Source organism: Collinsella aerofaciens, from assembly GCF_039062315.1.
Lineage (GTDB): Bacteria > Actinomycetota > Coriobacteriia > Coriobacteriales > Coriobacteriaceae > Collinsella > Collinsella aerofaciens_BG.
The window spans coordinates 1-12,730 of sequence record NZ_JBCJBG010000026.1 but is presented as its reverse complement, the minus strand read 5'-3'; the positions used below and the strand labels follow the sequence as shown (position 1 = coordinate 12,730).

The window sequence follows — 12,730 nt, the reverse complement described above, 5'->3', positions numbered from 1 at the left end:
AAATGAGTTCCGCACGCAAAGAAGGCCACTTAATGTGGCCTTCGTCTTGCGCAGGACTGTTCGAAATTTTGAGGAAGCACCCGCCCTGCCGGGGCTCCCGGGTTCCCGCTTACGAGAGCGACGTTCTCAGCAACTCATTGAAGAGCTTCGGGTTGCCCTTGCCGCGGCTCGCCTTCATGCACTGGCCCACCAAAAAGCCGATGACCTTCTGGTTGCCGTCACGATACTGCTGCGCCTGATCGGCACAGTTTGCCAGCACCTCGTCCACAATCGGCTGCAGCGCGCCGGCATCGCTCACCTGACGCATACCACGCTCGTCGACGATCTTGTTGGGGTCGTCGCCGGTCTGGGCCATGGCCTCAAAGACCTCGTGCGCCTGGTTGGAGCTGATGGCATCGGTCGCCAGCAGCTTGGCAAGGGCTGCCACCTGAGCCGGTGCAATACCGGACTCGGCCAACGACACACCCGCGCCCTTAAGGTAGGCGATCATCTCGTTCACCAGCAGGTTTGCAACCGTCTGGGCCTCCTTGCCAGCCATGCCGGCAGCGGCGGCCTCAAAGAACTCGGCAAACTCGGGGTCGCCGGCAATCTGCTCGGCATCGGCCGCCTTAATGCCAAAGTCGGCCTCAAAACGGGCGCGCTTGGCATCGGGCAGCTCGGGGATCTCGCCTCGGCAGCGGTCGATAAACTCGTCATCCAGATCGAACGGCGCAAGGTCGGGATCGGGGAACAGGCGATAGTCGTCGGCCGTCTCCTTCACACGCATGACCACGGTGCGCTTGCGGCTGGGCTCCCAGTGACGGGTCTCCTGATAGATGATGCCGCCCTCCTCGAGCACCTCGGCCTGACGGCAGATCTCGTAGGCAAGGCCATCATGCAGACTCTTAAACGAGTTGAGGTTCTTGAGCTCGGTCTTGGTGCCCAGCTTGGTCTCGCCGCGGCGGCGCAGCGACACGTTGCCGTCGCAGCGCATGGAGCCCTTCTCCATGGAGCAGTCCGAAATGCCCAGCGTCACAAAGATGCGACGGAGCTTCTCCATAAACAGGCGCGCTTCCTCGGGCGTACGCAAGTCGGGCTCAGTCACGAGCTCAATCAAAGGCGTGCCGCAGCGGTTGTAGTCGACGAGCGACTCGGCCGCGGCGGTAATGCGGCCCTCGGCGCCGCCCACGTGGACCATCTTGGCGGCGTCCTCCTCCATATGGATGCGCAGGATGCGAATGGGCACCGTGTAGGAACCGTCCTCGCGACGCTCGGGCATCTGCAAGTTGGACGCGTCATAGCTGGCCAGGTGGCCGGCACGCTGGTTGCCCTCGCGCATGGTCGACGTCATGGACGTGGACAGGCCCTCGGCGTTGGCCGAGGCGCTCGCCAGGCTCTGGGCCTCGGCCTCGCCAAACGCACAGTCGGGGCGCTCGGCGGCACCGCGACCGGTCACGTCCAGGTCCAGGTGACCGTACATGGCAAAGGCGACCGGACCCTGCGTGGTCTGGAAGTTCTTGGCCATATCGGGATAGAAGTAGTGCTTGCGGTAGAACATCGAGTGGCGCTGGATCTCGCAGTTGGTGGCGAGACCGGCCTTGACGATGCTCTCGATGGCGCGCTTGTTGGGCACCGGCAGGGCGCCGGGCAGGCCCAGGCACACCGGGCACACGTTGGCGTTGGGCTCGTCATCGTGGCTGAGCTTGCAGTTGCAGAACATCTTGGTATCGAGTGCGGTGAGCTCGGTATGGATCTCCAGGCCGATTACGGCCTCCCAATCCTGCAGGACCTCGGAAAGCTCCTTCATTACAGCTCGCCTCCCTTCCCGGCAAAATCGGGCGCGACGGAAAGCGCGGGCGCACCCGTGGCGGCATCGGCAAAGCCGCGCTCCAGGGCGCGGGCAAACGTGAGCAGCTGACGGTCCTTAAACGCCGGACCCACCAGCTGGGCAGAAACGGGCAGCTGAGTATCCTCGCCCAGGCCCAACGGCACCGAGATGCCACCGTTGCCGCAAATGTTGAGCGAAATGGTGTACAGGTCCGAAAGGTACATCTGCGTGGGGTCGCTGATCTCGCCAAACTTAAAGGCCGTGCGCGGCGAGGCGGGCATGAGGATGGTGTCCACCTTGGCATACGCGGCGTCGTAGTCCTGCGTGATGAGCGTGCGGGCCTTTTGCGCGGCGTAGTAGTACTTGTCGTACACGCCCGAGCTCAGCAGGTAGGCACCGAGCATCTGACGGCGCTTGGCCTCGGCACCAAAGCCGTGGGCGCGCGACAGCGAACTCTGGTCGGACAGGTTGGCGCAGCCTTCCTCCTGATAGCCGTAGCGGATGCCGTCGAAGCGAGCCAGGTTGGAGAACGCCTCGGCCGGGCCGATGACGTAGTAAGCGGCGATGGCGGCATCCAAGTGCGGCAGGTCGACCTCGACTAGCTCGGCACCCTGGTTCTGCAGCTCCTGGGCGGCGCGCTGAACAGCGGCCTTGACCTCGGGCGTCAGGCCCTCGGCCTCCATAAACGCAGGGATAATGCCCACGCGCTTGCCCTCGATGCTGTCGTTGAGATGCTCGGTAAAGTCGACGGCGCAATCCTGGCTGGTGCAGTCGTACGGATCATGGCCCGCGCCGGTAAGCGCGTTCATGGCCAGCGCGACATCCTCAACCGTGCGGCCAAAGGGGCCCACCTGGTCGAGCGACGAGCCAAAGGCAACCACGCCGTAACGGCTCACGGCGCCATACGTGGGCTTAAAGCCCACCACGCCGCACAGCGACGCCGGCTGGCGAATGGAGCCGCCGGTGTCCGAGCCCAGCGAGAGCGCGACCTCGCCCGCGGCGACGGCAGCAGCAGAGCCGCCCGAAGAGCCGCCGGGCACGCGCTCGGTATCCCAGGGGTTGTTGGTGCGGTGGAACGCCGAGCTCTCGGTAGAGCTACCAAAGGCAAACTCGTCCATGTTGGCCTTGCCCATGGGCAGGCAGCCGGCATCGAGCATGCGCTGGACGCAGGTGGCGGTGTAGACGCTCTGGTAATCCTCGAGCATGCGGGAAGCGCAGGTGGTGCGCGTGCCCACGAGGTTCATGTTGTCCTTGATGGCCAGCGGCACGCCCGCAAGCGGGGGCAGCGGCTTGCCTGCGGCACGGTTGGCATCCACGCGTGCAGCGGCCTCGAGCGCAAGCTCGGGCGCCACCTGCAGGAATGCCTGGACCCCGCCCTCACGCGCCTCGATGGCGGCAAGGGAGGCCTGGGCCACCTCGGTAGCGGTAAAGTCGCCGGCGGCAACGCCCGCGGCGATCTGAGCAGCGGTAAGGGAATCGAAGCTTAGCGCCATTACTCGCTCTCCCCCTCTCCCAAAATGGACGGCACGCGGAAGTAGCGGTCGCGCGCGCTGCCGGCGTTTTCCAGCGCGACGTCGAGCGGCAGGTCGCGCCCGGGCTCGCGCAGGTCATCGCCCATCACGTTGGACAGGCTTCCGATGGGATGGAACGTGGGCTCCACGTCGGGCAAGTCATATTGCAAGACGGGCTCAAGCATCTGGACGGCGTCGTTCATGTAGGACGTCATCTGGGTGAGCTCGTCATCGGTCAGTGCGATCTTTGCGTACTCGGCGATGCCGCGCACGTCTTTCTCGCTGAGTGCCATAGGCGCTCCCTTCCGCATAACAGATAAACCGCTCTAGTATACAAGGCAACGCCGCTTGGAGCAGGCGCTTTACCTAAATGCAGCGAAAACGTAACGAGGGCGGCGGGTTGACAGGCGGCGGGCTGGCGGTTCCGCAGCGAAACCGCACTGTCCATAGCGAAAACCGCGTCGCCCACAACGAAAGCCGTCCCGCCCGCAACGAAGACCGTCCCGCCCGCAACGAAAACCATCACAACATTCGACGTTTTTCGCCAAAATCGAGATTTTCATCGAATGTTGTGATGGTTTGGAAGCCCCGACCACCACAAAGGTGCCTGTCCCCATTGTGGTGGTTCTGAAGAATGTCTTATGCCGAGGCCTTGGCCTTGCGGCGCTTACGGACCGCGTGGATCACGATGTCCAGCAGCAACAGCACAATGGCTACGACCACAATGAGCACGGCAAACTCGCGCTTGCCCCAGTGGCGGCCGGCCAGCGACTTTTGCTTGTCAACGTCCTTCTTGTTGTACTTGGTGCGCACGCAATGCACCAGCAGGCGATGGTCGTTCACGCCATAGGGCGTGCAGGTGACGAGCGTCACCTTGTCGGCGCCGGGCTCGATGGTCAGCGACTCCATCTCCTCGGGCAGCACGACCTCGGAGTCCACCATCTTGTAGGCGAGCGTCTTGTTCATGGTGTGCAGCAGCACCAGGTCGTCGGGCTCCAGCGAATGGATGTCGTCGAACATGCTCAGGTTGCGCATGCCCGAGTGCGCGGTGAGCACGCAATGCGTCGAGGTGCCGCCCACCGGCAGGCTCGTGCCCTCCAGGTGGCCGACGCCTGCCATAAGGACTTCCTCGCTCGTGCCGTGGTAGATGGGCATACTCACGTCGATGGAGGGGATCTCGACCCAGCTCATCATGGGGTCGCGGTCAAAGATGAGCTGCTGGGCATAGGGCTCAATCTGGTCGGCGGGAAGCTCGGTGGTCTCGCCCGCCAGCTGCTCGTTAAAGGAGCGCGCCTGGAGCAGGATGCGCTCGCGCTCCTCAACAGACAGCGCGTCCACGGTGCTGGACACCGTGCTGATCTGGTTGAACACGCCCGAGGCCTCGAGCCGGTCCAAGATCCACGGCCAGGTCATAAGGCCCACGCCAATAAGGATGATGACGATGGTGATGAGCCGGTCGGCCCAGCGCGGCAGTCGCTTGTGACGACGCTTGGGCTTTGGTTGAGGTTTGGGCTGAGGGCTTGAGCCGCCGTTGTCCGCGGCGTTATTGCTCTTCATATGTTTGGCGCCCTGCACCATCGCCGGTCACTCCTCTACAGCTCAGGTTGTCTAAACAAATAATAGCCGATTAACGAGCTCATGCGCTGCGCAACGCAGCCTGGCAGCATTGCGCAGCGCAAGTATGGGCCCGCATTTGAGTTTTCAAAATGTCCCGAATCGGCGGGGCGATTCGGGATACAATAGCTACAGGAAACGACGCACCCCGCGTAAGTACTTTGGAGCGCGGGCGACCAGTTTCCGGTGTTGTTAAATGCCCGGGCCTCTAACCCCGGGCATTCTTATTTGCGCTTTCGGCGCAAATGCCTTCTACCGTCCGCACCGCGCGTGCGCCTACGGACCTTAAACCGAACCTCATACGAGTCAAAAAACGCGATGACGAACGTGCCCACCGCCGCGAGGGCAGCGAGCGCGTTAAGGAATTTCAGCATTTGGGGACCTCCGATCGAGTCGTCGGCCGCCCGCGCACGGGATGCGTCGCAAGGGTATTTTACCGTGAGCACACGCACTTACGCCTGGTGAACGCGATTTTGACAAACATTTGTTCGATAGCTACACACATGATTCCTTGGACAGCGGAGCCTGGCCGCATTGTCCGGGTTTGCCCGACGTGTTTGAGTTTTCAGAATGTCCCGAATCGGCGGGGCGATTCGGGATACAATGTCAATAGGAAACGACGCACCCCGCGTAAGTGTTCGAAAGCGCGGGCGGCCTAGTTTTCTGGTTTTGTTAAATGCCCGGGTTCCGAACCCCGGGCATTCTTATTTGCGCTTTTTGCGGCGCAAATGCCGTCCACCGTCCGCACCACGCGTGCGCCTACGGACCTTAAACCGAACCTCATACGAGTCAAGAAACGCGATGACGGATGAGTCCGCATCGGACGGTGGAGGCTGCCTGTGTTATCCAAAAAGAACGGGGCAAACTCCAGTGCGAAGTCTGCCCCGAAAAGAGAATGGCATAGCAAGAACGTGGATGGACGAGAAAAGTGTCCGCGAGTCTCATGGCCATCACATCCCACCTGCCAAAGGGATGGGTGAGTGAGCGTTACTCCTGCTCGGACTCCTCAGCCTGCTTACGGCTGCGGATAAGGTGCGCCACGCCAATGCACAGCACCGCACCACCAGCGATCCAAGTGAAGGTCACGCCGTTGAGACCGGTCAGCGGGAGGCCAGAGCCCTTCTCGTTCTTGACGGTAAGGGTGATGGTGCCGCCGTCGGCTGACGGGGTAACCATGGTGGGATTATTGCTCCCCGCGGTTACCTTCAGCGTATTCGGGTCGGTGTTATCATCGAGCCTCTCGCCCTCGAGCTTTTTAAGGCCATTGGCTTCAATGGTGAAGTTAAAGTCTTTCAGCGTGTTGTAGCCGGGGTTACTGCCCTCGACCTCGTGCACCGTGTAGGTGCCGGCATCGAGACCCGCTACGCTGATCTCGCCATTTTTATTAGTCGTGAACTCATAAGCATCAGCGCCGAGATTGCCTTTCTCTTGGACAAACTTGCCATTGGAGGACGCGTCGTCAGGAGTCGTGGCTTGAATGGTGAACCTTACGCCCTCAAGCTTCTTGGCCGTCTCCACAGAGTCAACCTTGACGAGTTTGAGCGCGTAGGTGTAGTCGCGGACGGTATCGGGCACAGACTCACCCGTTCCTTCGCCCATGGGATTGTTGGAATAAATGAGTTTTACGGCGTTGTCGTTACCCGTGTCGCCGACAGTAACGTTCGTAGCCTTCATGGGATCAAGCATAGCGGTGTAAGTGACGACGACATTGGAGCTACCGTCGAGCGCCGCGTTAGCTTGTTTCGCAGCAGTCTTGAGGTCGGCAAACTTTACGGTCAACGTGTTAGTTACCTTATCAATCGAAACATCGTAACCGGTCTTGGCGCCAGGAGTCGTGTTGGGTAAAAGGATCTTTTCACCGATTTTAACGATGACGCTGCTATCATCTGCCGTCAGACCGTCAGAAAGCTTATCGCTGAACTCATAATGGTAAGTATCGAACGTTGCGATATTGCTGGCAACGGTGCCAGTCAGCTTATATTCAACTTTCTGGCCCATCTGCGAGTCGGCCTTGTCGGCCCAATCACTGCCGTCATCGTTTTTGATCTTCTTCACGACCGTGGGGACGCTCTTCTTGGGGGCTACCTTAACGTCAGAGCCACCGACAATGGTGAAAATCGGCGAAGTGTACACGTCAGTATTGCCGGTCTTACTGGGCGCATCGGTCACGAAAAGCCAGTAGCCTTGGTCCAGACTCTCAAAGTTACCCTTGCTGGAATTGCTTGGCTGTGTCCAAGTAAGCGTCTTGTCCCCCTCCAAGGCCTCGGCAATCAAGTCCAGAACCGTGCCATTATCAACCGCCGTAGTCTCTCCATAATTAGAGCTCTGAGTCGTGCTGATGAACTCCGCCCACGTCTGGGCGTCTTCATTTACGTTAGGTACTCCAGGAACGTCTTTGAGCGCAGTCGTAACGAGGGTTTTCACATTACCCGGAGCCCACTGAATATCGGAAAGTGTCTTATCACCTGACCAGGTATTTCCATCCTTATTCTGCGTGATCTTCGCGGTAAAGATCTGGATGCCCTTAAAAGATGTGTCGGCATATTCAGCGATAGGGTCAGTGATAAACACCTTGCCATCCTCCGTAGCCACCGTTGGCTTGCCCTCAGCAAACGCCATGGTCACCGGGGCCATTACGCCGCCGAAGCTCAACGCCGCCGTGAGGCCGGCGGTTACTGCCAGGCGTGCGATGTTCTTGCTCATGCTCATCTTCTTTTCCTCTGCTTTCTGCTCGAATTCCATTTGATCTAAATCTGTCTGTCTGTGTCTTAGCATCTGCTTCGCTATGTCTCGCCCCGCTCTCTGTGGGGCTGCCAGCTACTCTTTATGGCTGCCACCTCCCCGCTTGACCAGGAGCGCGACCACGATGAGCGCGGCTCCGGCGACCGCTGCGGCGGCCGCGGCGTACATTGCCATATCGCCAGTCGAGGGCATGAAGCCTCCGGTGGTAATGCTAGGGGGTGTGCCGGTGGGCGTGTTGATGAGCGACGCCTCCAGGCTGCCCGTCGACCCGTCCGCGCTGTCGGCGCGCAGGGGCGACTCGGCCGTGATGGTGAGCTTGGGCTTGGCGGCGGCCACCTGGTCAACGTCCAGGCCCTCGGCCTTAACCGTCACGGAGCGCGTGCCCTCAAAGGCGGTGTAGCCCTTGGGCGCCTTGAGCTCGCGGACCTCCAGCTTGCCCGAGTCCACGCCCGAGACGGTCACGCGACCGTCCTCGCCCGTGGTGACGGTGGCCTTGCCCTCCGCATCCCACGTGCCGTCGGCCGCTAGCGTGCGGCCGCGGTCGTCGGCGATGCTCAGGACCGCCCCGGACAACGGCTTGTCGCCATCGCTGCCGCGCTTGGTGAGCGCGAGATCCCAGGTGTAGGCGCACGCATCGTCGCCCGGCGTACGGGTGAATCCGGCGTCGCCGGACTGGTCGGCAAAGGGAGAGCGCGGGTAGCGCAGGTAGACCTCGTTGGGGTTGCCCTTCGCGATGCCGTGGTTGCACGCGCTGTTGAGCGGCGCGTTGTACACGGCGACCACGCGGGCGCCCGCGGTGAAGGCGTCGGTCCCGCCGAGCGCGGCGATGAGGTCGCCGGTGCGCACGGTGAATGTCTTACCGTCGGCCGCTACCTTGGTGGCGCACTGGGCCGTGATGTCAGTCCAGCCCTTCGCGGGCTCGGTGCCGGCGCGGCCGTCCTTGCCGGTCTGGACCGCGTCAAAGCCGCCGTCCGCGCCCGCCGCCACGTACACGCGCATGCTCGCGGCCACCTTGGAGGGGTCGAGCCCCGCGCTCATGGTATCGACGAACCGCACCGTATAGGTGTCGTAAGCGGTAAGACCCGCCGGGACCGTGGCAGAGAGGCGCCAGTACAGGTCGTCGGCGACCGTGGCGTCGGCGGCCTTCTGCCAGGCGGCGGTGCTGTCCTCAAGCACGTGCTTGGCGACCTTGGGCGTCGCCGCCTTGGGCTTGACGGTGACGGCGCTGCCGCCGACCAGGGCCATAATCGGCGCGGTGCCGGCCTCGTTCTGGGCGATGGCGTCGTCGTCGGCGACGATGAGCCAGTAGCCACAGGGCAGCTCGGCCGTCGTGCCCGCGTTAAGGGCCACGGACACGGCGCCAGAGCTCTGGAGGGAACGAGCGAGCTGTGCGCTCAGCGCGCTCGTAAGGTGGGAATCGGTGTTGAGCCACTCGGCAGCTCCCTGCGCGGTGGTCTGGGAATTGGACATGCCGGCGCTGTGCAGCACGGGCAGCGCGGCGTCGCGCACGGCGTCGCTTGCCCAGGCGAGGTCGGTGGCGGTCTTGGCGTCGCTGTCGCCGTCGACGACGTTAGCGCTAAAGATCTGGTAGGCGTCGTAGCTGCTCGCCACGGTGCCGCTCACCGTGATGGAACCGGTCGAGGTCGGCGCGGCCTGCGCGGAAGCGGGGAACACAACCGCGCAGGCGCCGATCAGGAGGGCAAGCAGCGCAAACAAGATCGGGAAGGAGCAAACTTTCTTATTCACGACGCTTACCTCCCTTCGCATTCGCCTTGCGACGAATGTGCATCCAGGCCGCAGCAGCGCAAAGCACCGCCGCGCCGGCAAGGTACGTCAGAGTGACGCCCGACATACCAGAAAGGGGCAAAGAGGTGGAGTAGGTGTTGGTGAAGGTGGGGTTAGTGTCGGGAAACTCGTGGTCCACATTATCGGTGTTTTTCCACGTACCGCCGGGGTCAACGGTTCCCTTCCTGTAGGTAACCCTACATTTGATCTCTCCTTTTTTGTCGTCATACGTTGGCTCAACCGTGAACTTATAGACCGAGTGGTCGTACGTGTAGTGCGAGAACTGCGAACCGTCGGTTTTCTCGCGCACATAGTACGTAAAGGTCTTGAAAGAGCCACCCGTGGAGCCACCCGGGTCGTCGGGATTATTCCTGATATCAGAAAGCGAGTACTTGAGCTCAACCGTCTCATTGTTTTCGTCCATGAACGGAAGCGTCTGCGTTTTCTCAGAACCAGAGGTCACGGCAGTACCGATCATGTTTTTAAATTCGCTGTCTTTCGCAAGTTGAAGCGTAAACGCCTTCATCTCGCCACCCTCAACGACCTTAGTCGCCTTAGGAGTCCAGGAGAAGGGGGGCACGATTTTGTTGGTAAAGGTCGGCTTGTCGCTTCTGTTACCGATAGTCACCGTGGCCTCCGTTCCATCCTCCGATGGCGCGAAGGAATAACCACTGCGATCAAGCTGCGCGAAGTCATTATCCGTCTCGGCCTTTTTAAAGACGGCCACACTCTCTACCTTGTAATAGTTGATAGGAAACGTCATGAGGGATTCAGTCTTGTATGGACTACCGCCAACAGTTACCTCTATCTTGTAAATTGTCTTATCGAATTTGATGTCTAATTCGTTTTGGCCGCTGATGGGTTCCTCAACGAGATAGAAAACGTATTGCCCTGAAGAATAGTCCTTGCCAGAGTCGAAGGTGATACTGCCGCTTGATTGATCAACAGTCGCCTCACCCGCACCACTGCAATCGCCCATATCTAATGTGCCGTCATCTTTCCAAGAAGGTGCCTTGGTACCGTTAACCTCCTGGCGCAGCAGCTGAAACTTGTACTCGTGCCCATTAAGGCTTTGCTTGTCTCCCTGTGCATCCACAAGCGCCTTAGTGGCGTGGAGTTTCATGCTCGGGTAAACCCTCAGATCATTGACTTCGCCGACGATGAGATCGCCGTTGGTCATGATGCCGCCACCGTGGGTGTAGGAATAGTTACCGCTGATGATGGTCGTAGCCTCTGCCTGCGCCTTTCCCTTGGCATAGGGTGTCGGATCAGCCTCAAGGCCGAACATCCACTTAGCCTCGGCACCGCCATTTGGGTCGATGGTAACCGGATTTCCGTCGCAAGTGCCCCGCCAACCAGCCGATCTGCCGCCCAGCATCTTGCCAAGAACGACAGCGATTGTCTTATCCGCGCCATTCTTATTACGTACCAAGAAGAAATCCTTATGGCCGGATTTTTGGAAGTCAGGAGTAACGTAATTTACTTCATCGTGGTCTTCATTTTTGCCGTGGCCGCCAGCGGAATAATGATATGCTGTCAGTTTATTGCCATATTGATCAACGTTATCTTTGTTGTCATAGATAGCAGCGCCTTTTGAGTGCGAAACGATTGTCTTGCCCGTAGGACAAGCACCGATGCCACCGCCCCAGCCACCGGCCTTATTATTAGTGATCAGCGTCTTGACGATGTTGAGCGTACCGCCTTCCTGAACAAAGACACCACCGCCACCCCAGTCGCCACCGCGGTCGTCTTTGCTGCCCGTCATGGTCTTGTTGTTGGTGATGTAAACCCTGTTTGATGCATTTTCCGCATTAATAACGCCGGTAGTACCGCCAGAAATACGGAGGCCACCGCCCTCGGCATTATCGGACATATTGCCCGCAATAAAACCGCTGGACATGGTAAATCCAACTCCCTGCCCGGGGAGGCCAGCGTAGATTCCACCGCCGGCCTCATGGGAGTAATTGGCAGTAACGGAGCCACCCGTCATGGACAGCGTTCCACCGTGCGATGCAATTCCGCCGCCACCGAGGAGACCTTTGTTGTAAAGCTCTCTATTAGCGAGGCGAGCTTCAGCTCGGTTGTTAGTTATATTGGCAGAATCACTGATGGTTACGGTTGCACTCTGGGTATAAACACCGCCACCGTAGCCGCCGGCGTTGACGTTATAACCATCGGTGATATCGTTGCCATATGTTGCATTACCCGAGATGACACCGCCGGAGAGGTTCAGCGCCGCGCTATTGTTAGCAAAGATGCCACCGCCAGAAGCTGCCTTGTTTCCCGCGACCACGCCGCCTGTCATTTCGAGGCCGGCATTCGCGCCCGTTATGCACAGACCTCCGCCCCAGCCACCGCCGTTGCCGTTGGTGACGTAACCGCCAGAAATATAAACAGCGCCCTGAGAGAAAATAACGTGGCCGTCGTTGCCCAGGGCACGAGGCGTTGTGATCATGCCACCCTGAAGGTCGAGCGTGCCCCCATCCTGGACGGAAATGACTTGATTTACATAGCCCTCTTTGCATGCAACGATAGCGCCGAAATTGGCAACAGTGTGCTGGTAGGTCGTTTCCCTAGTACCAAAACCGTTAGGCGTGCTTTCAGTTACGTAGTATGTAAGTGATTGTGGAACACTTTCACCATTGAACTGCATCTTTGCTGGCTGACCAGGTTCACCACTGGTAGCTTCAGTCTTCGAGTCATTCGCCTCACCTTTGACAGTTAGCGTATAGCCCTTTGAAATTGTGATAAATGCACAAACAGGCTCTTTGGTTTCCTGCATAAGGTTACCGTTGCTGTAATAAAGCTTGTGATTCGCAAGGTCGATCGTAGTGTCGTGATTGATTAAGATCGGAGCGCTCGAACTAATATCAGCAGTCAGACGCAGCTTTGCGGGCTTTTCCGCCGCGGGAAGGTCAAGGTACGTAGACAGGTCTTCGTCACTCTTCAGCAGCGCGTACCCCTCCGAATCTATTTCAAGTTTCCGAGCCTCACCTTCATTTGCAACAGTAGCGGCCTTATAGACAGACTGCCCATCATCCGCGGGCTGCGCAGCGCTCTCGGCTCCCGTGTCATCGGCAGGCAGATCCGCCGCAGCGGCATCTTCTCCTTCGCCACCCTCAGCGTCGTCACTATTCCGGTTTTCGGCGTCCCCGTTGTTGGTGTTTTCTACATCAGCAGACTCACTTGAGGAACCCCATTACAGTCTGAAATAGGCCATCGATAAATTTCGATGGCGAGCATTCGGCGCATTGCCTACGATACGGGCAAG

The 12,730-nt window shown here is 59.7% G+C and carries 7 protein-coding genes; all 7 read right to left on the bottom strand.

The features are described 5' to 3' along the window. Positions 1 to 109: 109 nt before the first annotated feature. Positions 110 to 1,786 carry an Asp-tRNA(Asn)/Glu-tRNA(Gln) amidotransferase subunit GatB gene (gene gatB, locus ABCP74_RS09140; protein WP_118256189.1) on the bottom strand — a complete coding sequence of 559 codons (1,677 nt, stop codon included), beginning with the start codon at positions 1,784 to 1,786 and terminating at the stop codon, positions 110 to 112. Then, a complete protein-coding gene (gene gatA, locus ABCP74_RS09135; protein WP_343001371.1) occupies positions 1,786 to 3,300 on the bottom strand; it encodes an Asp-tRNA(Asn)/Glu-tRNA(Gln) amidotransferase subunit GatA in 1,515 nt (504 codons plus the stop codon). The genes gatB and gatA overlap by 1 nt, the downstream gene beginning before the upstream one ends. Next, positions 3,300 to 3,611, bottom strand: a complete 312-nt coding sequence (gatC, locus tag ABCP74_RS09130) for an Asp-tRNA(Asn)/Glu-tRNA(Gln) amidotransferase subunit GatC (protein WP_343001372.1) — start codon at positions 3,609 to 3,611, stop codon at positions 3,300 to 3,302. The genes gatA and gatC overlap by 1 nt, the downstream gene beginning before the upstream one ends. A 346-nt stretch (positions 3,612 to 3,957) precedes the next feature. Then, positions 3,958 to 4,875 carry a class C sortase gene (locus ABCP74_RS09125; protein WP_343001373.1) on the bottom strand — a complete coding sequence of 306 codons (918 nt, stop codon included), beginning with the start codon at positions 4,873 to 4,875 and terminating at the stop codon, positions 3,958 to 3,960. A 1,044-nt stretch (positions 4,876 to 5,919) separates the two neighbouring features. After that, the gene (locus tag ABCP74_RS09120) at positions 5,920 to 7,635 is read right to left on the bottom strand and encodes an isopeptide-forming domain-containing fimbrial protein (RefSeq protein WP_343001374.1); all 1,716 of its coding nucleotides are present in this window, start codon (positions 7,633 to 7,635) and stop codon (positions 5,920 to 5,922) included. Between the two features lie 114 nt (positions 7,636 to 7,749). Then, a complete protein-coding gene (locus ABCP74_RS09115; RefSeq protein ID WP_343001375.1) occupies positions 7,750 to 9,420 on the bottom strand; it encodes a SpaA isopeptide-forming pilin-related protein in 1,671 nt (556 codons plus the stop codon). Beyond that, positions 9,413 to 12,241, bottom strand: a complete 2,829-nt coding sequence (locus tag ABCP74_RS09110) for an autotransporter outer membrane beta-barrel domain-containing protein (RefSeq protein WP_343001376.1) — start codon at positions 12,239 to 12,241, stop codon at positions 9,413 to 9,415. The genes ABCP74_RS09115 and ABCP74_RS09110 overlap by 8 nt, the downstream gene beginning before the upstream one ends. Positions 12,242 to 12,730: the final 489 nt, after the last annotated feature.

Coding starts and splice junctions, on each gene's coding strand:
- ABCP74_RS09120 (WP_343001374.1), bottom strand. CDS start 7,635: ATGAGCAAGAACATCGCACGCCTGGCAGTAACCGCCGGCCTCACGGCG.
- gatB (WP_118256189.1), bottom strand. CDS start 1,786: ATGAAGGAGCTTTCCGAGGTCCTGCAGGATTGGGAGGCCGTAATCGGC.
- gatC (WP_343001372.1), bottom strand. CDS start 3,611: ATGGCACTCAGCGAGAAAGACGTGCGCGGCATCGCCGAGTACGCAAAG.
- gatA (WP_343001371.1), bottom strand. CDS start 3,300: ATGGCGCTAAGCTTCGATTCCCTTACCGCTGCTCAGATCGCCGCGGGC.
- ABCP74_RS09125 (WP_343001373.1), bottom strand. CDS start 4,875: ATGAAGAGCAATAACGCCGCGGACAACGGCGGCTCAAGCCCTCAGCCC.
- ABCP74_RS09110 (WP_343001376.1), bottom strand. CDS start 12,241: ATGCAGGAAACCAAAGAGCCTGTTTGTGCATTTATCACAATTTCAAAG.